Origin of the sequence: Kribbella sp. NPDC051952, from assembly GCF_040680855.1 — a bacterium.
In the GTDB taxonomy this organism is placed as follows: Bacteria; Actinomycetota; Actinomycetes; order Propionibacteriales; family Kribbellaceae; genus Kribbella.
In genome coordinates this window covers 136540-160167 of sequence record NZ_JBFAXQ010000012.1, presented here as the reverse complement: position 1 = coordinate 160167, position 23628 = coordinate 136540, and the positions used below count along the sequence as shown (strand labels likewise).

The window sequence follows — 23628 nt, the reverse complement described above, 5'->3', positions numbered from 1 at the left end:
ATGGGTCCCGTGGAGAGCGGATTGACGGTCCGGACGGGCGTAGTGGTCCCCGAGGCGGAGCTGACCTGGCGGTTCTCGCGGTCCAGCGGGCCGGGCGGGCAGTCCGTCAACACCACGGACAGCCGGGTCGAGCTGAGTTTCGATGTCGCGGGTACGACGGCGTTGAGCGACGTACTGAAGTCCCGGGCGCTCGATCGGCTGCAGTCCAGGCTCGTCGACGGCGTCGTGACGATCGCGGCCTCGGAGTACAAGTCGCAGTGGCGCAATCGGGAGGCGGCCCGGGAGCGGCTGGCCGTACTGCTGCGGGAGGCGATCGCCCCGCCACCCAGGCCGCGCCGGCCGACCAAGCCGAGCAAGGCCTCGGTCCGACGCCGGCTCGACAGCAAGAAGCGCAGGGGCCAGACGAAGCGGCTCCGCGGTCGCCCGGACGACTGAGACGGCCCTCTGGCTGGTTACGCTGACCGGCGTGCAGGAAACGGGGAGTGGGGAGGCTCCGGAGGAACTTCCGGAGTTGCAGCACATCACCGTCCGGGGACGATCCGTTCGCACGTGGGTCATCAGCGCCGCGGCGGTGCTGCTGGCGATCTCGGCCGCGTTCGGCGGGTTGAAGAAGGCTGACGGCGGGACGGCACACGTCGACGCGGGGACGGCGATCGACGCCGGACAGTTCGAGGTCACGGTCCAGCGAGTGATCACGGTGAAGGACCTCAAGCCTTTGTTCACCCCGGATGCCGGCGGCGCGCTGATCGCGGTCGTGACGAAGCTGAAGGTGACCGATGACACCGGTACGACGCCACCGGCGGACCTGATCCGGTTGATCGGCGTACCGGGGATCAAGGACGACGACGCTCCCCTGGGCACCACGAACCTGCGCGACCAGACGATGAGCCCGGTGCTGACACCGGACGCGGGCGAGGACGTCGCGTACGTGTGGAAGTTGCCGAAGGCCACTGACCTGCCGACCGAGGTCAAGCTGACCGTGCAGGGCTACGAGCACCAGGACGAGTCGCTGCTGGACCACCACGAGAAGTGGCTGCCGGACAAGCTCGTCGCCGAGAGCACGGTCAAGGTCAAGGACAACACGAAGTGACCAGGCGCAAGCTGCTGAACATCGCGCTGACACTGGCCGTCCTGGTCGCGATCGTGGGGCTCTACCGGCTCACCCCGACCCAGAAGGACATCCAGGAACCCGTTGCGGTGAAGGGGATTGTCGGTCGCGCGGTGCAGACACCGCGGTTCGATCTGACCATCGAGGGCGTTCGGGTCGGCAAGAAGCTGCGGATTCCGGAGTCGACGCCGGATCGGGACAGCCTGACGGACTTCGTCGTACTCGACGCTGTGGTGAGCGCGACGCGGGAGCCGATCCATCTGGCGAGTGTCCAGATCCGGGCCGCGGACGGCACGACGTACCTGGGTGCCAACCGCAACGGTCTCGACCAGATCGACCTGACCGGGATCCAGCTCTCGCCCGGTATCCCTGTGCACGGGTCCTTCGTGGTCGAGATGCCGGCGGACAAGTTGCCGGGGGCAATCGTGCAGGTGATGGAGAAGGCGGTCCTTAACGATCTCGAACCGCAGGCCACCGTTCCGCTCGGATCTGGTCGTCCTGACGTCCAGGACGTAGTGGCCCTGACTCCGGCGAGTGACTCATGACCGGCGCTCGGCGGGCTCGGCGGGGATGGTTCGGGAAGAACGCGGCGGCGTTCGCGGTCCTGGTCATCGCGATCCCGTTGGCCGGGTGGTGGACGACGCGCAGCGACTACAAGTCCTGGTACGACGCTGAGCCGCGTGATCCGGTGGTCGTGGCCGCGGGCGAGACGTCGTACGCGGGAGCCACTTGGTATGCGGCGAGCGTCGAGGTGAACCCGACCGGGCCGGCTGACCCACTGCCCAAGGGGACCACGCGGATCCGGGTGTACTTCCGGCTGCAGGTCGACAAGCTGTCTGCGCTCGAGGCCCTGGGCGGGTGCGCGATCCACCTCCGCGCACCGAATGGGCGTACGTGGAACGAGACCGTGGTGGCCGACGACTACCAGGACCGGCCGACCGGCTGCACCGGCGGGTACGACGACAAGCTCTCGTCGTGGCGGGGCGCTACGGCGCAGTACTTCCTGAAGCCGGTCGCCGGGAAGCCGTTCGAGACCGTCGCAATCTTCGTCGTACCGTCGTCGGTCGCATCGACCGTGCAGCCGACGATCACGTGGGCGACGAAGCTCCCTGCGTATCTGGCATTCCCGAGGTAGCGGCGCTCAGGTCGGTGATGCCCTGGTCGCCGGCCGGCTGCTCGTGCAGCGCGCGGGTCGTCGGGGTGAGGTACCCGGCCAGGCCGCCGACCATCCGGTCGTACGCGGCGGCGAGCAGGCTCACCTGGAGCATGATCTTGAGGCCGTCGGTGAGCAGGTCCAGCGGCTCGTCGACGACCAGCCAGAACTGCAGCGAGTGCGGGCCGAGGACCCACAGCTTGAGCGCGATCCACACCCCGCTGGCGGCGAACGTGACGACCGCCCAGGCCAGGAAATAGCCGAGCATCGGCCGCAGCCCGGACCGGACCACCAGTCGGAACGCGTCCACCACCGGCGTCCAGCGGTCCTTCCAGTCCGAGACCACCGAGTTCCCGGCCGCGCGGACGATCCGGGGCGTCTGCTCCCAGCGGCGGGTGATCCGGTCGAACCGCCAGCGTGGCTTCTCGAGTTTCTGGACGGCGCGGCCGTAGATGACCGCGGTCATCGTGATCCACATCAGCGGCAGGACGGCGGCACTCCAGAGATCACCGATGCCGGCGGCAACGAATCCGGTGACTGTGTCCCAGATCTCCCGGACCTGGTTCACGCCGAGCACGTGGTCGAGCACCCAGACGTAGCCGTCGTTCAGCCACAGCCACACCTGCCGTTCCTTCAGCCAGGTCTTCGGCGACGGGACGAACGAGGTCGCCTGGTACGCGACCACGAAGATCCACAGGGCTTCCAGGTAGGTGACGAAGAGCTTGCGGACCGGGCCTTCTTTGTCCTTCTTCCACTTCTTGAAGGCGAGCCGGAGCAGGTACGCCGTGACGCCGAGGCCGATGAACAACCAGGTGGAGAGTGACTGCAGTCCCCCGGACTGTTGCGGCACCGTGCCGCCGGTCAGGATCGTCGCCGCGGTGTCGTTCACCTTGTGGACGGCTAGTTGGTACTCGTAGTCGAGGGCCTCGTTCTGGAGGAACTTGTAGGCGGCGTAGAACGCCAGGAACGGCAGCAGCGCGGCGGCGAGCGCGTCCAGCGGGCGGTGTTCCTTACCGGGCTCCATGCCGCCCGGGGCGAGCATGCCTTCGGTGACTGCGCGCCGGTGGAACGGGAGCTCGCCTCTGAGGACCAGGAACATCGTCACGTACATAGCCAGCGAAACCACCACGAGCAGCGCCAGTACGGCGATCCCGGCCGCCTCAGCCTTGGCCCCCGCCTGCACCGCTACCCACTGCAGCCCCCGATGCGCCAACTGCGCAACCAAGAACACCGCCAACAACCGCGGCCAGGCCCGCCCGAACAATCCCCCCGCACGCCCCACCGTAGTGAGCAACGTCCCCGATTCCATCCCCACCCCGCGAATCTACCCCGCCCCCGGTCCGTCCCCACCCAAACCAACCCCTACCCCCACCCACCTCCCACCCCGCAACCACAGCTCGTCTTTGTAGGCGGTGCACGCGAAACAACCGCTGGGCCGGGGGCTCAGCGGTTGTTGTTCGGGTGAATCAGGCTTTTGCTTCTGCGGGTTCTCGGGTTGGGGTTGGGGGGATGACGAAGCGGTAGCCGACGTTGCGGACTGTGCCGATCAGGGACTCGTGCTCGGGACCGAGCTTCGCGCGCAATCGTCGTACGTGCACATCGACCGTCCGGGTCCCACCGAAGTAGTCGTACCCCCACACCTCCTGCAGCAACTGCTCCCGGGTGAACACCCGCCCCGGATGCTGCGCGAGGAACTTGAACAGCTCGAACTCCTTGTAGGTCAGATCGAGCGCCCGCCCATTGAGCTTCGCCGTGTACGACGCCTCATCGATCACGACATCACCACTGCGGATCAGCGAGGAGTCGGGCTCCTCGTTCCGCACCGCGGCAAGCCGGCCGATGACCAACCGCAGCCGCGCCTCGATCTCCGCCGGCCCAGCCGTGTCGAGCAGTACGTCGTCCGCACCCCAGTCGGCGTTCACCGCGGTCAGACCACCCTCGGTGACGACCAGGATCAGCGGTACGTCGATCCCCGTCGTACGGATCAGGCGGGACACGCCACGCACCGCGACCAGGTCACGACGGGCGTCCAGGAGGACAGCGTCCGCATCAGGAGCGTCGACCAGAGCAGCGACCTCGGCGGGCAGGATCCGGATCTGGTGCGGCAGCAGGGCGAGCGACGGCAGCACCTCGGTGGAGGCCTGCAGCGCATTCGTCAGCAGAAGCAACGTGCTCACGCTGTCTCCTTATGCTGATCATCGGACCCCTGGTCAGCGATCCGGTCCTTGTGCACGTCAGGCCCCGACGGCGTCATTGCCGGGGGCCCGAGAGACACTGGATAGCAACAGCAAGCTGACATAATAGCGGAAGACTTAACCGATTAGTGAGGCCTCCGACCACATGCCGGAAGTGACGATCAGGTACTTCGCCGCCGCGCGCTCGGCCGCCGGACAGTCCAGCGCGACCGCCGAAGCGACCTCGATCCGCGAGCTGGTGGGCGTCGTCTCGGCCGACCGGCCGGAGCTGGCCCGGGTCCTCTCGATCTGCACATTCCTGCTGAACGGCGAGCGCGCGGACCCCGCGACAGTGCTCCACTCCGGCGCCCAGGTCGACGCCCTACCCCCGTTCGCCGGCGGCTGATCTCCCGCTAATACAGCGGCTGATCTCCGCTTACGCGTCGGCTGATCTCCCATTAGAGGAAGAACTTCAGCAGCACGAAGGCGAGCGCCGCGGCCGTGGTCAGCGCGGCCGGCCCGGACCCGAACCCGCGCCGGAACGCCGTGACGAACACCGCCACCGTCAGCGGCACCAGCATCACCAGCAGCGTGACTCCGGCCGCGTGGACACCGACATGGGCCTGCGCCGTCAGGACCAGCCCGACGATGAAAGCAAACGTCAGCCCGAGCCAGGTGCTGAGCTGGAGAGGTCCGTCATCACTGCGATGCCCGCGATGCGACCTACGAGCCGCTCGGCGATGCGAAGTCGGAGCAACGTGCGCCATCGGTCACCTTCCGTGAAAGACCGAACACGCAAGGTACCACCTTGTTCCCGGAACACGAAAGCCCACTCAGCCAAGCAATGCGACGACCGCCGGGCTGTTGAACAACGGCCCGACGAGCAGCACGCCGGAGTCCCGCTCGTACGGGTCCTCGTCATGCGCATTGCCGATCAAAAGCGAGTGAATACACCGGTACAGCGCCAACTGTTCGGCGTCGTACCCGAGCCGACTGACCATCGCTTCGTCGAACGCCGCCTCGACCTCTCGGACCCGAGGTGACCAGAGCTCGTTCAGGCTGCCCGCCGCGGCAGCGTCGAACGCCGGATCACCAGGCATGGTGAGCATCCCGAAGTCGAGCAGTGTGACCGGTCGAAGCTCTTCGTCGACCAGGATGTTGCCCGCGGTCACGTCACCGTGCACCAGCCGATCGTCGGGCTCCTTGATCGCCGACAACAGGACCAGAAGCTTGGCGATCTTCGCGTCGAAGTCGTCAACCACGCGGCGGAGCCCATCACCGAACCGCTCGACCCTGCGATTCACCAGGCCCGTCAGGGCATAGGTCCACGACACCCCGGCGGGTCTGAACGGCCGCTCCTCGTCCAGAACAGTCATCTGCCGCAGCACCGCCGGCACCTTGACCTGCGCCAGCTCACCGAGGACCTCGACGACGCAGTCGCGCGTACGACCCCACTCCTGCGATCCAAAGGCCGGAGCCGCCGAGTACAGCGGCATCCCGGCAGGTCGGCCTCGACAGTCACCCAGAACTGCCCCGGCCGCCGGAGCTCGAGGATCAACGGAGTGCGATACGGCAACTGGCCATCGATCGCGGCGAACAGTTCACCGAGGCGTCGGAGGTTCTCCTCGCCCGCATGGAACCAGACCTTCGCGATCTTCTCGCCACCTACCCGGAACACGGCGCCCTGCATCCCGAGACCGATCCGCTCGGCATCCGGATAACCCAGCAGCCGGAGGTGTTCGTGCACGACGTCGTCCAACAGCGGCACGGTTCGGAGTCCCATCGACGAGCGGGCAGTCCGGCAACCCTAGACAGTCACGATCGATGGAGCATCACGGTTTCCTGGGGAGCCGGTACGCCGCCGGATGACGGCGTACCGGCTTTGCTCAGGAACCGATGGAGATGCGGTCCGTTGGGACTGGGCTGTAGGGGTCGTGAGCGGTCAGGTACTTGGCGAAAGCGTCGATGTCGAGCCCGCCGAAGAACTTGTTCGTCGCCGTGGTGAAGGCCGGGAAGCCGTCACCACCATCGGAGAGGAAGTTGTTCGTGACGATGCGGTATGACGTCGCGTCCACCAGCGGCTGCCCGCCGATCTTGATCGACCCCGCCACCACCTTCGAACCCGCCGCGGCGGCCGGGTTCCAGGTGTAGGTGATGCCGGCGACCTGGAGCACCTTGTACTTCGCGGCTTCCGGACCGTTCACCCCGGAGAACTGCTGCTCCAGCAGGGCCTTGATCTGCGTCCCGGTCATGTCCATCGAGACCAGGAAGTTGTTGAACGGCTGCACGGTGAACGCCTGCCCGAAGGTGACCTCACCGTTGTTCGACGCGAGGTCGGCCCGGATACCGCCCGGGTTCATGAACGCTGCGACCGGTGTCTTCCCGTCCGTCACGGCAGACGGATCAGCCAGCTGCGCGTCCGCGATCAGGTTGCCCAGCGGCGACTCGAGGGAGTCGTCGTTGGTGCGCACGATCGACGGTGTGGTGATGTGACCGATCACCTTGTTCTCGATCGGGGCCACCAACTGCTTGTACTTGGCGACCAGTTCGCTGGTCTTGCGGTCCTGCGGCACGTCCTGGGTGATGATCTGGTTGTTCGCGATCGTGTTCACCCGGTCGACGTCGTTGGTCGCGTTGTTGATGCTCAACCGAACCTCGGTGACCAGCCGGCCGAACGACGACGCGCTGGTGACGAGCCGCGGCTGCTTGGCGCTGTCCAGCAGGGAGCAGTTGTACGCCTGGTGGGTGTGGCCGGAGATGATCGCGTCGATGTCCGGGGACAGGCCCGCGTTGATGTCGACGACCGGACCGGAGATGCCCGGGCAGCTGTTGTACGCCTTCGGGTCGGCCGGGAAGCCGCCTTCGTGCAGCAGCACGACGATCGAGTTCACGCCCTTCTTCTTCAGGACCGGGACCAGCGCGTTGGCCGTCTCGACCTCGTCCTTGAAGGTCAACCCTTCGACCCCGGACTTGGTCACGATGTTCGGCGTGTTCTCCAGCGTCATGCCGATGAACCCGACCTTGCGGCCGTCGTCGAAGGTCTTGATCGTGTACGGCGCGAACAGCGTCTTCTGCGTGTTCTCGAAGAACACGTTCGCGGAGAGGTACTTGAACTTGGCGCCCTTGAACGGGTGCTTCGCGTCCGGGCAGGAGTTCTGGTTGTTCTGCCCGTCGCCGTCCGGCAGGCAGCCACCGGTCTGCATGCGGAGCAGCTCGTGCCACCCTTCGTCGAACTCGTGGTTGCCCACGGAGGCGGCCTCCAGGCCCATGCCGCTCAGCGCCTCGATCGTCGGCTCGTCGTGGAACGCGGCCGACAGCAGCGGCGAGGCACCGATCAGGTCACCCGCGGCGACCGTGACGGAGTCCTGCCCCTTGGCCGCGGCGGCCGCACGCATGTCCTTCAGGTGGGTCGCGAGGTACGCCGCGCCGCCCGCCGGGATGCCGTTGATGTTGCCGCCCGAACCCGTCGCCGGCTCCAGGTTTCCGTGGAAGTCGTTGATGGCGAGCAACTGGATCTGTGTGTGCGTCGGCTTGGGCTTCGCCGGCGCTGCCTGGGTCACGGTTCCCCCCGTGGCCATGGCGAGCACGGCGGCCGTCCCGGCTGCGACCAGGCCGAGGGCCCGCCGTCCCCCCAACCGCGTCTTCTCTCGTCCTGTCAGGGCCATGTCTACTCCGTCGTCGTGGCGGTCACCGCGGGTAGCGGTCCCGCGAAAAGATCCGCGGTGCCGCGAAAATTACCCGACCCGGCGCGACCTGCAGAAGGACCTGAGCATGAACTGACCCCGACCTTTTACGGTATTCATGTGACTCTCGAAGCCGTACCCTCACCGTTGCCCTCGGCCACCGCCGCCGCCGTCACGGAACTCGCCCGCACCGCAGCACACAGCGACGGCGTGAATCCCCTCTCCGAGCGAACCCTGCTCCACCTCGACGGCGAACACCCCGGCTACGTCCACGTCCTCGCGTACGACGGCGAACCGGGCACGATCGAGCCCTCCGGCCTCCAGAGCGCCCGAAACCTGATCGGGTACGGCGCTCTCGCGCCAGACGGCTCGGCCGAGTTGGTGGTCGCACCGTCGGCCAGACGGCAAGGCACGGGTACGGCGCTCCTCCGCATGCTGCTGGATCACGGTGAGAGCCGGACGCGGGTGTGGGCCCACGGACGGCTACCTGGCTCCGACGAACTGGCTCAGCGACTGGGGCTTGAGGTCACACGGGAGCTTTACTTCCTCCGGCGTACCAGGGCTGCACTTCCGGAGGCGGTGTGGCCCGAGGGGATCGACGTACGGGCGTTTGTGCCTGGGCAGGACGATGCGGCCTGGCTGGAGGTCAACGGGCAGGCGTTTGCTGACCACCCTGAGCAGGGCAACTGGACGGCGGCTGATCTGGCGGAACGGTTGCAGCAGGAGTGGTTCGACCCGAATGGGTTCTTCCTGGCTGTGGATTCGAGCAGCGGAGCAGTGGCCGGGTTCCACTGGACGAAGGTCGAGGACGGTGTCGGGGAGGTCTATGTGGTGGGTGTGTCACCCAAGTACCAGGGCAGCGGATTGGGCAAGGCGCTGACCCTGCAGGGCCTCCATCACCTCCAGGACGAGCGCGACCTGGACACAGTCGTCCTTTATGTGGACGGCACCAACACGGCAGCCCGCCACCTGTACACGACCCTCGGCTTCACCACGGCGGCTCTGGACGTCCAGTACGCACCTGTGAATGACATCACAACGAAATCGTCCGCTCACCCCGCGTCATAATCCCGCTCCCCACCCGTCCCATCATCAACCAGGAGCCGACCGAGCAATCAAACCCCCCAGCCGGCCGGCTCCTGGCCCCAACCACTTATCCACAGCCCGCACATCTGCCCTCCCCGCCCGCTCCCTCCCCCAACTACGATCTGTGTCGACTACGGAGAGGTGACACAGGTGACTAACCGCAACAGGCCAGCCGCCGCCCTACTGACCTGCCTAACCATCACCACAGCCCTAACCGCCTGCACCTCACCCAGCCCCGAGGCCGGCCACCCCAACACCGCACCTCCACCGGCTTCGTCGAGCGCACCTACCAATGCGCCCGCCACCAGCACGCCTACATCGAATTCGATCCCATCGGCACCACCCACCCGGCCTGTCGAAGCAACGGGAGTGACCCTCGCAGCAGCGGAGAAGTTCGTTGCGTACTACGTCTCTCTGCAGAACTACGCCTACGCGACAGGCGACGCGCAGAACTTCATGGCCGAAAGCGACAAGGGCTGTATCGGCTGCAAGGCGATCAGCGACTTTGTGAAGTTCTCCAACGGATCAAACGGTGGCCTCAGTGGCGACTATCTGGACAAGCTGACCTCTGTCAGCCAGATCGCCCTCGGAAATGGCGGCAAGGCCTCCGGTTCAGCCGAGCTTCAAACCGGGACGTACGTGGAAATACCGACGCCCTCCGCCAAGCCTGTTACCCGGCCGAAGGCCTCCGCGGTTATGAACTTCACCTTGTCGACGCAAGACAACAACTGGGTCATGTACGAGTTGGAAATCAACGAATGACCCGCAATGGCTGGCTGATCCCACCGCTTGCAGCCACGATGCTCGCTGGTGCAACTGTCGTTGGGACCAGCTACGCGGTCGGTGTGGCTGTCGTGACCCGCACAGCACCTGCCGCGGTTGCCACAGCACCGCCTGTGGTCGGCGGCAGGTCAGGAAAGCATGGGGTGACTCTGACGGCAGCTCAGCGTCGGCTCCAGAAAGCACGTGAGCACACGGATCCGCCGCCGGAACGCGGATCGAGTTACGGGAAGACCAATCGCCGACCGCGTACAGGTAAGACGGTCGCGGACCCGCAGACCGACGCGCGGCGGCCCTTCCGCCTCCACGCGGCTGGTTGTAAGCCGACGGAGATGGAAGGCAAGGTACTCGGGCCCAATACCTGCGAGCCGGATCCACCAGACATTCCCGAGAAGACCCAACTGACGCGGCGGACGTTGCCTCCGCGGGTGGTTCTGCCTCGACCGCAGGACGTGACGTGGGAGCAGGTCTTGGCGGAGACGAAGAGTGTGGTTTTTCCGGGATTGCGCGTGAAAGTGCAGCCTGATGGGCGGACGTTGGTCAACTACGAGACCATCGCCTACACGGACGACAGCAAGATTTCGACGACCACCGTTACGTTGCTGGGGTTTCCGGTGGTGGTCGAGGCTACGCCGATCAGTTACAGCTGGAGGTTCGGGGACGGGACTCCAGCAGTGACTACCAGCACGCCAGGTCGGCCGTACCCCGCAAAGGACATCACCCACAAGTACATGAAGCGCGGTGCCGTCAAGCTCACCGTGACTACCAACTATGCAGCTCGGTTCAACGTCGCCAATACCGGCTGGCAGTACGTGAACGGGACTGTCCCGATTACAGGTCCGGCTACTGCGTTGTTGGTTCGGGAGGCTGTGGCGGTGTTGGTGGATCCGCCTCGCTAATGGAGCACCGAGTGTAGGTGGTTGGTTAGGTGGGTTTGGGCTTCTTTTACGGCGCCGGGGAGGGTTAGTAGGTTGGCGTGGCCGTGGGGGAGGGTGGGGTGGTGGGCGTGGGTCAGGGGGTTGCCGGCGGCGCGTAGGGCCTCGGCGTATTCGTGGCCTTCGTCTCGGAGGGGGTCGAAGCCGGCGGTGGACAGGTACGTCGGCGGGAGGCCGGTCAGGTCGTCCGCGCGGAGTGGGGAGACGATCGGGTCGGGGCGGAGTTCGGGGTCGGGGGTGTAGTGGTCCCGGTACCAGATGATGTCGGCCTCGGTGATGATGAAGCCCTCGGAGAACAGGTCCCGGCTGGGCCGGCGAGCGACCAGGTCGAGGCCCGGGTAGAGCAGGACCTGCAGAGCAGGTAGCGGAAGACCCCGGCGTACGCACTGCTGAGCGACGACCGCGGCCAGGTTCCCACCGGCGCTGTCGCCGCCGACCGCGACGAGCGCGGGGTCGACCCCAAGGTCCTCAGCATGCTCGACCGCCCAACTGAAGGCAGCGATCGCATCCTCGGCCGCAGTGGGCGCGGGTGCCTCGGGAGCGAGACGGTAGTCGACCGACAGCACCCGAATGCCCGCATCCGCGGCCAGAGCCCGGCAGAGGCAGTCGTGGGTATCGAGATCCCCCACAACCCATCCACCGCCGTGGAAGAAGACCAGCAGACCACGCCCGGCATCCCGCGGGACGTACAGCCGGGCTCCCAGCTGACCATCAGCGCCGCGCACGGTGAGTTCGGTCACGCGCTGTAGCTCGGTCGGCGACCCAGCGACCAGCCGGCACAACGTCCGCAGGTGCGCCCGAGCCGTCTCCACGTCGGACTTTATTGCGCTCGGCAACAACCCTTCCGCCCGGAGCAGCAGTTGCACCTCGGGGTCGAGCGTGTTGCCGTCGATCGTGATCGGCGTACCGGCCAACCGGCGCCGGACGGCAACGGGCAAGGCGTACAGCGGGGTCAGGGCGTTCGCCTGTACGGCGGTCACCGCGCCTCGGAGCACCGAGTCCAGTCGTGGGTTCACAAGGAGTGACGCTAGCAACAGGGCGGACAGATACCACTGCCGAGGCAACGGATACGTCACATTCGTCAACGCGCGGACGGCTACCTCCCGTTCACCAAAGGATGGGATGCTGGACAACGTGGCTGGAGACTTGCTGGCGTCCCACAACCGGGAGTACGACGTCGAACCGCCGTACGACATCGCGGCGGCCGGCGACCTTCCGGCGGACCGATTCTCGGACCGCGAGCTGAGCTGGCTCGCGTTCAACCAGCGTGTCCTCGAACTGGCCGAGAACGACCGGATCCCGCTGTTGGAGCGGGCCAAATTCCTCGCCATCTTCGCCAGCAACCTGGACGAGTTCTACATGGTCCGGGTCGCCGGCCTGAAGCGACGGATCGCGGCCGGCGTCGCCGTCCGGGCGGCCAGCGGCCTGCTCCCCCGCGAGGTGCTCGACCGCAGCCTGGCCCGCAGCCGCGAGTTGATGGACCGGCAGGCGGAGACCTGGCGGAAGGTGGTCCAGCCGGCCCTCACCGAGCAGGGCATCGACATCCTGCGCTGGGACGAGCTCGAGCACTCCGAGCGCGAAGAGATGACGCGGTTCTTCCGCGAGCGGGTCTTCCCGGTGCTGACCCCGCTTGCCGTCGACCCGTCCCACCCGTTCCCCTATATCTCCGGCCTGAGCCTCAACCTGGCCGTCGTGGTCCGCAACCCCGACACCGGCGGCGAGCACTTCGCCCGGGTCAAGGTGCCGCCGCTGCTGCCCCGGTTCGTCAAGGTGGCCGACGGCCGCTTCGTCCCGCTCGAGGACGTCATCGCCACCCATCTCGGCCAGCTCTTCCCCGGCATGGAGGTGACCCAGCACCACACCTTCCGAGTCACCCGTAACGAGGACCTCGAGGTCGAAGAGGACGACGCCGAGAACCTGCTGGCCGCGCTCGAGAAGGAGCTGCTGCGCCGCCGGTTCGGTCCACCGGTCCGGCTCGAGGTCGAGGAGTCGATCGACCCGCAGGTGAAGGCCCTGCTGCTGTCCGAGCTGGGCGTCACCGAGTCCGAGGTGTTCGAGCTGCCCGGCCCGCTGGACCTCCGTGGCCTGTTCACGATCGCCAGCCTGGACCGCGCCGAGCTGAAGTACCCGGCGTTCGTGCCGTCGACGCACCCGCACCTGTCCGAGGTCGAGACGGCCAATCCCGCGGACATGTTCTATGCGCTCAAGCAGCGCGACGTCCTGGTCCACCACCCGTACGACTCGTTCTCGACGAGCGTGCAGCGGTTCATCGACCAGGCCGCGGCCGATCCGCACGTGCTGGCGATCAAGCAGACGCTGTACCGGACGTCCGGTGACTCACCGATCGTGGACGCGCTGATCGACGCCGCCGAGGCCGGCAAGCAGGTGCTGGTCCTGGTCGAGATCCAGGCCCGCTTCGACGAGCAGGCCAACATCAAGTGGGCCCGCCAACTCGAGCACGCCGGTTGCCACGTCGTATACGGCGTGATCGGCCTCAAGACGCACAGCAAGTTGTCGATGGTCGTCCGTGACGAACCCGACGGCCTTCGCCGCTACGCACACATCGGCACCGGCAACTACCACCCCAAGACCGCCCGCCTGTACGAGGACCTCGGCCTGCTCACCAGCGACAAGGTGGTCACCGAGGACGTCGCCCTGCTGTTCAACCACCTTTCCGGATTCGGCCGCAGCGCCGGCTACCGGCGGATCCTGGTCGCACCCCAGTCCGTACGGCGAGGTCTTGTCGAGCGGATCGACCGTGAGGTCGAGCACCACCTCGCCGGCCGCCCGGCCCGGGTCCAGATCAAGGTGAACAGCCTGGTCGACGAGGCCCTGTGTGACGCGCTCTACCGGGCCTCACAGGCCGGCGTACCCGTGGACCTGTGGATCCGTGGCATCTGCACCCTCCGCCCGGGTGTCCCGGGCCTGTCCGAGAACATCCGGGTCCGCAGCATCCTGGGCCGGTTCCTCGAGCACAGCCGGGTGTTCTGGTTCGAGAACGGCGGTGAGCCGGAGGTGTGGATCGGTTCGGCCGACCTGATGCACCGGAACCTGGACCGCCGGGTCGAGGTGCTGGTGCAGTTGAAGGAGCCGGATCACGTCACTGAGCTGAGCGATCTGTTCGCCCAGGCCATGGACGACGGCACGGGCTCGTGGTGGCTGCAGGCCGACGACACCTGGCAGCCGATGCTGACCGGACCGGACGGAGAGCCGCTGCGCGACCTGCAGGAAAGACTCATCGCAACGCTGGGTCGACGTAGGACAGCGGACCCCATTACGTAGGGTGATTCCATGAGCAACCCGGCGACCGTCATCGCCGCGGGTGGTGTCGTGTGGCGCGAGCGCCGCGGGACACGGCAGGTGCTGTTGGTGCACCGGCCCCGGTACGACGACTGGTCCCTGCCCAAAGGCAAGCTGACCGCGCACGAGCACATCCTGCTCGCCGCGCGCCGCGAGATCGAGGAAGAGACCGGGCAGCACGTCCTCCTCGGCCCGCCGCTCGGTGTGCAGCGCTATCCGGTCCGCCGGAACGGCAGCACCGCGCAGAAGCTCGTGCACTACTGGTCCGCGACGCCGACCGACGACAGCGGCTTCGAACCTAACGACGAGGTCGACGAGATCGCCTGGTTGTCAGTGGACAAGGCGCGCTCGAGGCTGAGCTATCCACGCGATGTAGACATCCTGGACGCCTTGGAGCCGGCTGTCTCGGTCAGCTCGACGCTCGTGCTGGTGCGGCACGCTGAGGCGATCAAGCGGAAGGACTGGGACGGCAAGGACACGGTCCGCCCGCTCAACAACGCAGGTACGGCGGTCTCCGAGCGACTGACCGGCGTACTGGCTGCACTTGGCGCGAACCGGCTGATCAGCAGCGACGCAGAGCGGTGCGTGGCAACAATCACGCCGTACGCCTCCTCCATCAACCGGCACATCCACCTCTGGCCGGAGATCTCCGAGCGTGGGTATGACGCGGATCCGGACGGCCTGCGTGGTCTGTCCGAGCGGGCCTGGGCACCGGGCAGGGTGACAGTGGTGTGCTCGCACCGGCCGGTGCTGCCCGCGCTGGCGCGAGAGCTGGGGCTCAAGGTGGGCAAGTTCTCGACCGGTTCGTTCCTGGTCGCGCATCGACTGGGTGACGGCCGTCTCGTCCACGAGCGTTTCGGCGCCTCTTAGGACGCGTAACAAGCACGGGTCGGTGACGATCCAGGCACAGCCAGTGGGGTGTCCGGGTGACACTGGAGGTGGCGGGTATGTTCCTACCCGAGGAACCCGGCGTCCCACCGGGCGCGGGTCTGAGGAGAGGTTCGGGCGCACCATGACGATGATGCGAGAACTGACACTGATCGGGATCCGGATGGAATCGCCCAACCGGGCCCCGGTGATGATGCTGCGCGAGACCGAGGGCTACCGCTACCTGCCGATCTCGATCGGCTCGGTCGAGGCGACCGCGATCGCGTACGAGGAGCAGGGCCTACGGCCGTCGCGACCGCTCACCCATGACCTGATGCGCGATCTGATCCAGGCCTTCGACGTCCATATCGAGGCCGTCGAGATCGTCGAACTGCGCGACGCCGTCTTCTACGCCGAACTCGTGCTCGCCAACGGTGTCCGGGTCTCGGCCCGCCCGAGCGACTCGGTCGCCCTGGCAGTCCGCCTCGGTACGCCGATCCGCTGCACCGAACAGGTCCTCCTCGAGGCCGGCATCGCCACCCCTGAAGAAGAACAGGCCGAGCTGGAACGCTTCCGCAAGTTCCTCGACGGAGTAGCCCCCGAAGACTTCTCCAGCTGACGTCACGGCGCCTGGTGTTCACCTCAACTATGCGCTGAGCGTCACCGGAATGTGAGTGAATACACAGTTGTGAACACCGAGAGTCACGCCTCTTAACTGAGTTCACCTGTTGGCCGCCTGGCGGCACGCCAGTCGTCGCACACGCTATTGGAACCGTTCACCGGTCGTTCACCGGCGACGGACCGGTCGGTCACCTGCTCTCCCTACCGTCTGTGGAAGTTCAGAAGTCTGATTCCCGCAGAAGGGCAACACTCTCGTGTCCGTCAATCGCCTGCTCCGCGTCGGCTCTGTCGCCGTGGCATCCCTCGGCGTCCTCGCTCTGAGCGCCTGTGGCAGTGACCCGGAGCCGTCCGGTTCATCGAGCCCCGGCACCTCGGAGTCGTCCGCCGGTGCCGAGTGCCCGCAGGGCACCCTGAACGCCGAGGGTTCCTCGGCGCAGAAGAACGCCATCGACGAAGTCATCAGCAAGTACAACGAGAAGTGCGCCGACGTCACGGTGAACTACAACCCGACCGGATCCGGTGCGGGTATCAAGCAGTTCAACGCGGCCCAGGTCGACTTCGCCGGCTCCGACTCGGCGCTGAAGCCCGACGAGATGACCGCGGCCACGAAGCGCTGCGCGAACAACGCGGCGATCGACCTGCCGATGGTGATCGGCCCGATCGCGATCGCCTACAACGTCGACGGCGTGGACAAGCTGGTCCTCGACGGCCCGACCGCGGCGAAGATCTTCCAGGGCACCATCAAGACCTGGAACGACCCGGCGATCGCCAAGCTGAACTCCGGCGTGAGCCTGCCGTCGGCCCCGATCTCGGTGTTCTTCCGCTCCGACGAGTCCGGCACCACGGAGAACTTCGCCAAGTACCTGAAGGCCTCCGGCGGTGGCGCGTGGACCGGTGAGCCGGCCAAGAAGTGGACCGGCACCGGCGCCGGCAAGGAGAAGTCCGCGGGTGTCGCCGAGGGCGTGAAGAGCAGCAAGAACTCGATCACCTACGTCGAGTGGTCCTACGCGGTCGACAACAAGCTCGGCATCGCGCAGATCGACAACGGCTCGGGCACCCCGATCGACCTATCCGCGGAGTCCGCGGGCAAGGCGCTCGCCGCCGCGCAGCCGGCCGGTAGCGGTAGCGACCTGGCGCTGAAGCTGGACTACGCGACCAAGGCTGCGGGTGCGTACCCGATCATCCTGGTCACCTACGAGGTCGCCTGCACCAAGGGCCTCCCGGCCGAGAAGACCGCGCTGGTGAAGTCGTTCCTGAGCTACATGGCGAGCAAGGACGGCCAGGCGTCGCTGACCGACCTGAACTACGCGCCGCTCCCGGAGGAGATCCGGACCAAGGTCGACGCGGCGATCCAGACGATCAGCTGATCCAGACGTCCAGCTGACGACGAAGCGGTACTGATGCGAGCCCCGGCCGGTCCCCCGAGTCATCGGAGGACGGCCGGGGCTTCGCCTCGTCAGACCCAGACGTGACACCACGACCCAGGCGCTTGGAGCACCATCGATGAGTAGTCCAGACGGCACGGAACCGCCCGACCGGCCGGACGGCACTGCCGCCGACCCGGCCGAGGACCGGACGGCGGATCCGGCCGCCACGGAAGGCAGCAACGCAACACCCCGGATCGAAGACCTCGTCGACGAGTCCTCCGAGCCCGCGGTGCGGTTCGGGGACCTGACCGAGGAGCACGCCCAGCACAGCCCCACCGAAACCATGACCGAGTCCGGCGTCACGACCGAGCTCATCGCCGAGACGGCGTCGCAGGCCGAAGAGGCCGATGGGAAGAAGCTCGACCTCGGCCCGGTCGGTCACCTCGGCGACCGGCTGTTCGGCGGCCTGGCCCGTGGGTCCGGCGGCCTGGTGGTCCTGATCGTCGCGTTCGTCGGCATCTTCCTGCTGGCGCTGGCGATTCCCTCGCTGGCCGACGACAAGAGCAGCTTCCTCTTCTCCCGGATCTGGGAGCCCGGCGGCGACAACCCCCGGTTCGGTATCGCGGCGCTCTTCTACACCACTGTGATCAGCTCGATCATCGCGATGGTGATCGCGGTCCCGATCGCCATCGGGGTCGCGCTGTTCGTCACGTACTACTCGCCGCGTCGACTGGCCCAGCCGGTCGCGTACGCCGTCGACCTGCTGGCTGCCGTCCCGTCGATCATCTACGGCCTCTGGGGCATCCTGTTCTTCGCGCCGATCCTGCGCCCGGTGATCAACGGCCTGTCCACCGCACTCGGCTGGATCCCGTTGTTCGAGAAGCCGCCGGGCGACAACGTCGGCGTGGTCTTCACCGCCTCGGTGGTGCTGGCGATCATGATCCTGCCGGTCGTCACCGCGATCAGCCGCGAGATCTTCGCGCAGACGCCGGTCACGCACCGCGAGGGCGCACTGGCGCTCGGCGCGACCCGCTGGGAGATGATCCGGCTGGCGGTCCTGCCGTACGGGCGTTCCGGGGTGGTGAGCGCGTCGATGCTCGGCCTCGGTCGTGCCCTCGGTGAGACCGTCGCAGTCCTGATCATCCTGTCGGTGCCGAACGGCAACGACCCGTGGAACTCCTCGATCTTCGCCGGTGGCGAGACGTTCGCGTCGAAGATCGCCAACAACGCCGCCGAGTTCGACTCGCCGGAGAAGACCGGCGCCTACATCGCGGCCGGCCTGGTGCTGTTCGTGGTCACGTTCCTGGTCAACTCCGCGGCCCGGATCATCGTCGACCGCAGCGCCCCGGGCGGCCGGAATCCGCGCCGGAAGCGCACTGCGAGCACGTCCGCCGCGGCACCTGAAGGGGGAGCGACGTCATGACCACCATCGCCGCCAACAAACCGGCGTACGACGGTCAGGCTCTGGATCTGACCGGGAAGTCCGGCAGCCGGGCCTTCAAGAACACGCTGGCCACCGTGCTGATCGTGCTGGCGTTCCTGATCGCGATGATCCCGCTGCTGTGGATCCTGATCACCGTCATCGGCAAGGGTTACCACCTGCTGCTGAGTGCGGACTGGTGGAGCCAGTCGCAGCGCGGTATCACCGTCCGCCGTGCGGGTGGTGGCGCGTACCACGCGATCATGGGCACGCTGATCATGTCCTTGATCACCACCGTGATCGCGGTGCCGATCGCCATCCTCGGTGCGGTCTACCTGGTCGAGTACGGCAAGGGCACCCGGGCCGCCCGGGTGGTCAGCTTCATGATCGACATCCTCACCGGTGTCCCCTCGATCGTCGCCGCTCTGTTCATCTACGCGGTCTGGATCACGATCCTCGGGCTGAACCGGGTCGGCTTCGCCGTCTCGCTGGCGCTCGTGCTGCTGATGCTTCCCGTCGTACTGCGGTCGACGGAGGAGATGCTGAAACTGGTGCCCGACGAGTTACGGGAAGCGTCGTACGCGCTCGGGGTGCCGAAGTGGAAGACGATCCTGAAGGTGGTCGTGCCGACCGCGTTCGGCGGCATCATCACCGGCGTGATGCTCGGCCTGGCCCGGGTGATGGGTGAGACCGCTCCGCTGCTGATCCTGGTCGGCTACTCGAAGAACATCAACCTGAACCCGTTCTCCGGATTCCAGGGCGCGTTGCCGACGATGATCAACCAGGACCGGACCGAGCTGGCGCTGCCCAACGCCGCCGACCGGGTCTGGGCGGCGGCACTGACGCTGATCCTGCTGGTCCTTGTCCTCAATGTGCTGGCCAGGCTGATCGCCCGGTTCAGCACGATCAAGTCGAAATAGTCGAGAGGTTCTGAGTCGATATGGCTAAGCGCATCGAGGTCAGCGGCCTCAACGTCTACTACGGCGATTTCAAGGCGGTCGAGGATGTGTCGATGACGATCGAGCCCCGCTCGGTCACCGCGTTCATCGGCCCGTCCGGCTGCGGCAAGTCCACCTACCTGCGCACCCTGAACCGGATGCACGAGGTGATCCCCGGCGCCCGGGTCGAGGGCAAGGTGCTGCTGGACCAGCAGGACCTGTACGCGTCCGGGATCGACCCGGTCGCGGTCCGCCGGGTGGTCGGCATGGTGTTCCAGCGGCCGAACCCGTTCCCGACCATGTCGATCTTCGACAACGTCGCGTCCGGGCTGAAGCTGAACGGCGTGAAGGACAAGAAGAAGCTCACCGAGGTGGTCGAGCAGTCCCTGCACGGCGCGAACCTGTGGAACGAGGTCAAGGACCGCCTCGACCGGCCGGGCGCGGGTCTGTCCGGTGGTCAGCAGCAGCGGCTCTGCATCGCCCGCGCGATCGCGGTCGAGCCCGAGGTGATCCTGATGGACGAGCCGTGCTCGGCCCTCGACCCGATCTCGACGCTGGCGATCGAGGACCTGATCGAGAAGCTGAAGGACAAGTTCACCGTCGTCATCGTCACGCACAACATGCAGCAGGCGGCCCGCGTCTCGGACCAGACCGCCTTCTTCAACCTGGCCGCGACCGGCAAGCCCGGCCGGCTGATCGAGATGGCGCCGACCAAGCAGATCTTCTCGAACCCGGGCGAGAAGGCGACCGAGGACTACATCACCGGCCGCTTCGGCTGATCCGCCGTACGCCGATACGCACCGGCCGCCGTGACCCGACAGGGGCGCGGCGGCCGGTGCGTAGGTGCCGGAAGCCGTTCAGACGCAGAGGGTACGGGCGAAGTTGACCCGGGCAAGTGTGTCGGCGACGTCGCGCGGTGAGCTCACCCCGACGTGGGTGTTGTGGGTGCGGTTGCCGTTCTGCACGGTGATCTGGACGAAGCCGGTCGTCTTGCGCTCCTTGCAGAGCAGGAACAGCAGACCGAGCAGGCAGGCCAGCGCGAAGATAATGGCCAGCACGATCGCCCAGCCGGGGATCTTCTCCTCGGTCCGCGACATGTCCATCGCCGACCAGTTCGTCCCGTGGGTCGGCAGCACGCCGGCCGGGGTGACGATCCGGTGCTGCTCGACCGAGATGTCCCCGACGGTGACCAGGACCGGTCCGGTCGGCAATGCCTGCATGGGCAGGGATTGCGGCTGGTGGGCCGGTCCGCCGACCGGCGGCTGGTACGGCCCGGGCGGCGGCGCGTACTGCCCCGGAGCGGCGTACCCGGGTGGGGGGACATAGGGCCCGGGCTGAGGCACGGGAGCCGCCTCGTACGTCGGAGTCGCCGGCGGCTCGTACTGCGCCGGGAGGTGCTGGGTCGGCTCAGGCTGAGGGGTTTCGGTCACGGGCGTCAGCCTAGAGTGTTCCGGGGACCCGGCGCGGACGCGTGACCTGCAACTTGTGGAAAAGATAGCCTGCCGGGGATTCTCGACGTTCTCAGAAGGGAACCGTGGTGAGTACTCCGACGCCCCCAGGCGACGACCAGAGCGACCAGGACCGGCCGCAGGACACCCCGGGGCAGCAGCCGCCCAGCCAGTACGGGCAGCCGAGCCAGCCCAACCCGTACGACCAGCCGAGCCAGCCCGACTACGGGCAGCAGCAGCCTGGTCAATACGGTCAGGGCGGATATCCCGGTCAGCAGCCGGGCCAGCCGGGCCAGCCGGGCCAGTACGGGCAACAGCCCGGCTATGGGCAGCAGCAGCCGGGGCAGTACGGGCAACAGCCGGGTTACGGGCAGCAGCCCGGCTACGGTTCCTACGGCCAGCAGCCTGGCCAGTACGGGCAGCAGCCCGGTGCCTACGGGCAGTACGGCGGCGGCCAGGCCGGCTACGGGTACGGCGCCGTCCCGCAGAGCAATACCCCACAGGTGCTGTCGATCATCGGCATCGTCTGCTGGGTCTGCTGCAGCCCGGCCTCGATCGTGCTCGGCCTGATTGCCCAGGGCAAGTTCCGCGAGCAGGGCCGGCCGGACACGTTGGCGAAGGTGGCCTGGATCGGCGGCATCGTTGCCCTGGGCCTCGGCCTGCTCGGCTACCTCACCGGGGCGATCGGCAACTACTGACCTCGAGCTGAGTCGTCGCCGGGCACGCCCCGCGGCGACTCAGTTCAGGTTGCGGGCGACGCCGTACACGATCAGTAAGGCGATCACGCCCTTGATCAGCCAGTCGTAGGCACGCGGGCTGATCCGCAGCCGGGGCAGCCGGATCCATCGCAGCGATTCGAGCGCCCAGGCAAGCATTTGGTAGCCGACGGCAACACCGACGAGCGGGCCGAGGACCAGGATCACCGGGTTGTAGTGCCAGGCCGCGTCCAGATCGCCGCGCAGCAACGCGGCCGCCATCCGGGTCGATCCACAGAGTGGACAGTTCAGCCCGGTGGTCGCGTGCAGGATGCACGGTATGCCGATCTGCCCACCGGACAGCTGGTAGACGGCCGCCAGCCCGAATCCACCCACCCCCACCGCGGCCAGACCCAGCACCGCCCGGTCCAGCGGCTGGACCGGTCCGGTCGGCCGGAGTACGACGCTCAGCGAAAGGCTCACCGCACCACGGTAACTCTCATCACGTGGGATCCGTTGCCGGGTCTGAGCCGTCGGACCACTAGCCTGCAACTCACTCCTCAATGCAATTCACTAGAAGGGATCGTCGTGAGCACTCCGACGCCACCGCCGGGTTACGGCCCGCAAGACCCCCAACAGCCGGGTCAGTACGGCCAGCCTGGCCAGTACGGACAGCCCGGCCAGCCGGGGCAGCAGCCGGGTTACGGCCAACAGCCCGGCTATGGCGGCCAGCAGCAACAGCCTGGTTACGGTCAACAGCCGGGTTATGGCCAGCAGCCCGGTCAGCCGGGGCAGTACGGCCAGCAGCCGGGCCAGTACGGGCAGCAGCCCGGTTACGGCCAGCAGCCCGGTCAGTACGGGCAGCCGGGCTACGGGCAGCAGTACGGCCAGCCTGGCTACGGCCAGCCGGGTGGGTACGGCGCTGTCCCGGGCAACCTGGCAGCCTGGCCGAACCGCGTCGGCGCCACGCTCATCGACGGCGTGATCGTCGGTGTGCCGTTCGGAATCGGGTCCGGACTGTCCAGCGGCGGCGACAACTCGGTCCTTGGCATCCTGTCGCTGCTCTTCATCCTGGCCGGTATCGGTCTCTCGATCTGGAACATCGTGATCCGCCAGGGCAGCACCGGCCAGAGCGTCGGCAAGCAGGTCCTCGGCCTGAAGCTGGTCGGCGCGGACACCGGTCAGCCGGTCGGCGCGGGCAAGGCGTTCGTGCGCCAGCTCACCCACATCCTCGACAGCGCAGCCTGCTACGTGGGCTATCTGTGGCCGCTGTGGGACGAGAAGCGCCAGACCTTCGCGGACAAGATCAACAACACCTACGTCATCAAGCTCTGACGACTCCCTGCGATCTCCGGACGCCGTGGCCTGAACAGGCCGCGGCGTTCCGCATATCCGGGTAGTTCCGCGATACTCGTCCAGGTGACCACGCCTCCCTACGACAACCAGCCGCCGTACCCGCCTGGTCAGCCGGGGCAGTACCAGCCGCAGCTGCCACCAGGGCAGCCCGGTCAGTACCACCCGCAGGGCTACAACCCCTATGGGCAAGTCGGTCCCGGGTCAGGTGGCTACGGCTTCGGATACGCGCCACCGGGACAGCTGGCCGGCTGGCCGATCCGCGTCGGCGCCTCGATCCTCGACTCGCTGATCGTCTCGATCCCGATGATCGTCGGTGTGATCGTGTCGCTCGTCGTCAACGGTGACCGCGAAGAACTAGGCACCGCCGGCGGGATCGCGATGGGCGCCGGGTTCTTGGTCGGCTTCCTGGTCTGGATCTGGAACCGGTTGATCCAGCAGGGCCGCACCGGCCAGTCCTTCGGCAAGAAACTCACCGGCCTGCGGATCGTGCACGCGGAGACCGGTCAGTTGATCGGAGTCGGCTCGAACCTGGGCCGGGAGATCCTGGCTCAGATCTTCAACCAGCTCTGCATCCTCAACGTGCTCTGGCCGCTGTGGGACGACAAACAACAGACCTGGCACGACAAGGTCGTGAACGACATAGTCATCAAGCTCTAGTCGGGAGAGAAAGAAAGAAGGGGGGAGGAGGGGGAGGTGC

At 67.0% G+C, this 23628-nt stretch carries 26 protein-coding genes; 18 read left to right on the top strand and 8 right to left on the bottom strand.

Annotation, left to right across the window (positions count from 1 at the left end):
* From arfB to AB0L70_RS22900, 4 genes are read left to right on the top strand one after another with little or no spacing between them, the layout of a single operon-like run.
* Entirely contained in the window at positions 1 to 435 is a 435-nt protein-coding gene (gene arfB, locus AB0L70_RS22915; protein ID WP_363687242.1) for an alternative ribosome rescue aminoacyl-tRNA hydrolase ArfB, read from the top strand.
* A 31-nt stretch (positions 436 to 466) separates the two neighbouring features.
* Positions 467 to 1090: a hypothetical protein gene (locus tag AB0L70_RS22910; protein ID WP_363687240.1), complete on the top strand. Its 624-nt coding sequence runs from the start codon at positions 467 to 469 to the stop codon at positions 1088 to 1090.
* Positions 1087 to 1653, top strand: a complete 567-nt coding sequence (locus tag AB0L70_RS22905; protein ID WP_363687238.1) for a hypothetical protein — start codon at positions 1087 to 1089, stop codon at positions 1651 to 1653. The genes AB0L70_RS22910 and AB0L70_RS22905 overlap by 4 nt, the downstream gene beginning before the upstream one ends.
* Positions 1650 to 2243 carry a hypothetical protein gene (locus AB0L70_RS22900; protein ID WP_363687236.1) on the top strand — a complete coding sequence of 198 codons (594 nt, stop codon included), beginning with the start codon at positions 1650 to 1652 and terminating at the stop codon, positions 2241 to 2243. Before AB0L70_RS22905 ends, AB0L70_RS22900 begins: the two co-directional genes overlap by 4 nt.
* Here AB0L70_RS22900 and AB0L70_RS22895 read toward each other — a convergent pair.
* Both AB0L70_RS22895 and AB0L70_RS22890 read right to left on the bottom strand, forming a co-directional pair.
* A complete protein-coding gene (locus tag AB0L70_RS22895; RefSeq protein WP_363687431.1) occupies positions 2197 to 3570 on the bottom strand; it encodes a hypothetical protein in 1374 nt (457 codons plus the stop codon). The two genes, AB0L70_RS22900 and AB0L70_RS22895, sit on opposite strands and share 47 nt — an antisense overlap.
* 157 nt (positions 3571 to 3727) lie before the next feature.
* Positions 3728 to 4438: a response regulator transcription factor gene (locus AB0L70_RS22890; protein WP_363687234.1), complete on the bottom strand. Its 711-nt coding sequence runs from the start codon at positions 4436 to 4438 to the stop codon at positions 3728 to 3730.
* A gap of 163 nt (positions 4439 to 4601) precedes the next feature.
* Between AB0L70_RS22890 and AB0L70_RS22885 the strand changes: the two genes are divergently transcribed.
* Entirely contained in the window at positions 4602 to 4841 is a 240-nt protein-coding gene (locus AB0L70_RS22885; RefSeq protein ID WP_363687232.1) for a MoaD/ThiS family protein, read from the top strand.
* A gap of 52 nt (positions 4842 to 4893) precedes the next feature.
* Here AB0L70_RS22885 and AB0L70_RS22880 read toward each other — a convergent pair whose 3' ends face one another.
* The 3 genes from AB0L70_RS22880 to AB0L70_RS22870 all read right to left on the bottom strand — a co-directional run bounded on the left by AB0L70_RS22880 (position 4894) and on the right by AB0L70_RS22870 (position 8100).
* Positions 4894 to 5202: a hypothetical protein gene (locus tag AB0L70_RS22880; RefSeq protein ID WP_363687230.1), complete on the bottom strand. Its 309-nt coding sequence runs from the start codon at positions 5200 to 5202 to the stop codon at positions 4894 to 4896.
* A 66-nt stretch (positions 5203 to 5268) separates the two neighbouring features.
* Complete coding sequence (locus tag AB0L70_RS22875; RefSeq protein ID WP_363687228.1) at positions 5269 to 5931, bottom strand: phosphotransferase; 663 nt, start codon at positions 5929 to 5931, stop codon at positions 5269 to 5271.
* A 390-nt stretch (positions 5932 to 6321) separates the two neighbouring features.
* Entirely contained in the window at positions 6322 to 8100 is a 1779-nt protein-coding gene (locus AB0L70_RS22870) for a bifunctional metallophosphatase/5'-nucleotidase (protein WP_363687226.1), read from the bottom strand.
* Positions 8101 to 8238: 138 nt separating this feature from the next.
* Between AB0L70_RS22870 and mshD the strand changes: the two genes are divergently transcribed.
* From mshD to AB0L70_RS22855, 3 genes are all read left to right on the top strand, one after another.
* Complete coding sequence (gene mshD / locus AB0L70_RS22865; protein WP_363687223.1) at positions 8239 to 9186, top strand: mycothiol synthase; 948 nt, start codon at positions 8239 to 8241, stop codon at positions 9184 to 9186.
* Positions 9187 to 9354: 168 nt separating this feature from the next.
* A complete protein-coding gene (locus AB0L70_RS22860) occupies positions 9355 to 9966 on the top strand; it encodes a DUF6318 family protein (RefSeq protein WP_363687221.1) in 612 nt (203 codons plus the stop codon).
* A 350-nt stretch (positions 9967 to 10316) separates the two neighbouring features.
* Positions 10317 to 10883, top strand: coding sequence for a hypothetical protein (locus tag AB0L70_RS22855; RefSeq protein WP_363687219.1), 567 nt, complete (start codon positions 10317 to 10319; stop codon positions 10881 to 10883).
* On the opposite strand, the gene AB0L70_RS22850 is transcribed toward AB0L70_RS22855, so the two are convergent.
* Positions 10880 to 11935, bottom strand: coding sequence for an alpha/beta hydrolase (locus AB0L70_RS22850; RefSeq protein ID WP_363687217.1), 1056 nt, complete (start codon positions 11933 to 11935; stop codon positions 10880 to 10882). The two genes, AB0L70_RS22855 and AB0L70_RS22850, sit on opposite strands and share 4 nt — an antisense overlap.
* 106 nt (positions 11936 to 12041) lie before the next feature.
* Between AB0L70_RS22850 and AB0L70_RS22845 the strand changes: the two genes are divergently transcribed.
* The 7 genes from AB0L70_RS22845 (at position 12042) to pstB (ending at position 20211) form a co-directional block, all read left to right on the top strand.
* Positions 12042 to 14201, top strand: a complete 2160-nt coding sequence (locus AB0L70_RS22845; protein WP_363687215.1) for an RNA degradosome polyphosphate kinase — start codon at positions 12042 to 12044, stop codon at positions 14199 to 14201.
* A 9-nt stretch (positions 14202 to 14210) separates the two neighbouring features.
* Complete coding sequence (locus AB0L70_RS22840; protein WP_363687213.1) at positions 14211 to 15089, top strand: NUDIX domain-containing protein; 879 nt, start codon at positions 14211 to 14213, stop codon at positions 15087 to 15089.
* Between the two features lie 151 nt (positions 15090 to 15240).
* Entirely contained in the window at positions 15241 to 15705 is a 465-nt protein-coding gene (locus AB0L70_RS22835) for a bifunctional nuclease family protein (protein WP_363687211.1), read from the top strand.
* 256 nt (positions 15706 to 15961) lie between these two features.
* Positions 15962 to 17074, top strand: a complete 1113-nt coding sequence (pstS, locus tag AB0L70_RS22830; RefSeq protein ID WP_363687209.1) for a phosphate ABC transporter substrate-binding protein PstS — start codon at positions 15962 to 15964, stop codon at positions 17072 to 17074.
* A 373-nt stretch (positions 17075 to 17447) separates the two neighbouring features.
* Positions 17448 to 18497, top strand: coding sequence for a phosphate ABC transporter permease subunit PstC (gene pstC / locus AB0L70_RS22825; RefSeq protein WP_363687429.1), 1050 nt, complete (start codon positions 17448 to 17450; stop codon positions 18495 to 18497).
* Positions 18494 to 19414, top strand: a complete 921-nt coding sequence (gene pstA, locus AB0L70_RS22820) for a phosphate ABC transporter permease PstA (RefSeq protein ID WP_363687207.1) — start codon at positions 18494 to 18496, stop codon at positions 19412 to 19414. Before pstC ends, pstA begins: the two co-directional genes overlap by 4 nt.
* 20 nt (positions 19415 to 19434) lie before the next feature.
* Positions 19435 to 20211 carry a phosphate ABC transporter ATP-binding protein PstB gene (gene pstB, locus AB0L70_RS22815; protein WP_363687205.1) on the top strand — a complete coding sequence of 259 codons (777 nt, stop codon included), beginning with the start codon at positions 19435 to 19437 and terminating at the stop codon, positions 20209 to 20211.
* A 78-nt stretch (positions 20212 to 20289) separates the two neighbouring features.
* On the opposite strand, the gene AB0L70_RS22810 is transcribed toward pstB, so the two are convergent.
* Entirely contained in the window at positions 20290 to 20862 is a 573-nt protein-coding gene (locus AB0L70_RS22810; RefSeq protein ID WP_363687203.1) for a hypothetical protein, read from the bottom strand.
* Positions 20863 to 20969: 107 nt separating this feature from the next.
* Here AB0L70_RS22810 and AB0L70_RS22805 point away from each other — a divergent pair, with 107 nt between their 5' ends.
* Positions 20970 to 21578, top strand: a complete 609-nt coding sequence (locus AB0L70_RS22805; RefSeq protein WP_363687201.1) for a DUF4190 domain-containing protein — start codon at positions 20970 to 20972, stop codon at positions 21576 to 21578.
* A gap of 39 nt (positions 21579 to 21617) precedes the next feature.
* On the opposite strand, the gene AB0L70_RS22800 is transcribed toward AB0L70_RS22805, so the two are convergent.
* Entirely contained in the window at positions 21618 to 22058 is a 441-nt protein-coding gene (locus AB0L70_RS22800) for a DUF2752 domain-containing protein (protein WP_363687199.1), read from the bottom strand.
* Positions 22059 to 22163: 105 nt separating this feature from the next.
* Here AB0L70_RS22800 and AB0L70_RS22795 point away from each other — a divergent pair, with 105 nt between their 5' ends.
* Together AB0L70_RS22795 and AB0L70_RS22790 are read left to right on the top strand one after the other, a co-directional pair.
* Positions 22164 to 22910 (top strand): RDD family protein, encoded by a 747-nt coding sequence (locus tag AB0L70_RS22795; protein ID WP_363687197.1) that lies wholly within the window; start codon positions 22164 to 22166, stop codon positions 22908 to 22910.
* Between the two features lie 84 nt (positions 22911 to 22994).
* Complete coding sequence (locus AB0L70_RS22790; protein WP_363687195.1) at positions 22995 to 23588, top strand: RDD family protein; 594 nt, start codon at positions 22995 to 22997, stop codon at positions 23586 to 23588.
* Positions 23589 to 23628: the final 40 nt, after the last annotated feature.

Coding starts and splice junctions, on each gene's coding strand:
- AB0L70_RS22875 (WP_363687228.1), bottom strand. CDS start 5,931: ATGCCGCTGTACTCGGCGGCTCCGGCCTTTGGATCGCAGGAGTGGGGT.
- AB0L70_RS22895 (WP_363687431.1), bottom strand. CDS start 3,570: ATGGAATCGGGGACGTTGCTCACTACGGTGGGGCGTGCGGGGGGATTG.
- AB0L70_RS22885 (WP_363687232.1), top strand. CDS start 4,602: ATGCCGGAAGTGACGATCAGGTACTTCGCCGCCGCGCGCTCGGCCGCC.
- AB0L70_RS22845 (WP_363687215.1), top strand. CDS start 12,042: ATGCTGGACAACGTGGCTGGAGACTTGCTGGCGTCCCACAACCGGGAG.
- pstB (WP_363687205.1), top strand. CDS start 19,435: ATGGCTAAGCGCATCGAGGTCAGCGGCCTCAACGTCTACTACGGCGAT.
- arfB (WP_363687242.1), top strand. CDS start 1: ATGGGTCCCGTGGAGAGCGGATTGACGGTCCGGACGGGCGTAGTGGTC.
- AB0L70_RS22840 (WP_363687213.1), top strand. CDS start 14,211: ATGAGCAACCCGGCGACCGTCATCGCCGCGGGTGGTGTCGTGTGGCGC.
- AB0L70_RS22855 (WP_363687219.1), top strand. CDS start 10,317: ATGGAAGGCAAGGTACTCGGGCCCAATACCTGCGAGCCGGATCCACCA.
- AB0L70_RS22835 (WP_363687211.1), top strand. CDS start 15,241: ATGCGAGAACTGACACTGATCGGGATCCGGATGGAATCGCCCAACCGG.
- pstA (WP_363687207.1), top strand. CDS start 18,494: ATGACCACCATCGCCGCCAACAAACCGGCGTACGACGGTCAGGCTCTG.
- AB0L70_RS22900 (WP_363687236.1), top strand. CDS start 1,650: ATGACCGGCGCTCGGCGGGCTCGGCGGGGATGGTTCGGGAAGAACGCG.
- AB0L70_RS22880 (WP_363687230.1), bottom strand. CDS start 5,202: ATGGCGCACGTTGCTCCGACTTCGCATCGCCGAGCGGCTCGTAGGTCG.
- AB0L70_RS22870 (WP_363687226.1), bottom strand. CDS start 8,100: ATGGCCCTGACAGGACGAGAGAAGACGCGGTTGGGGGGACGGCGGGCC.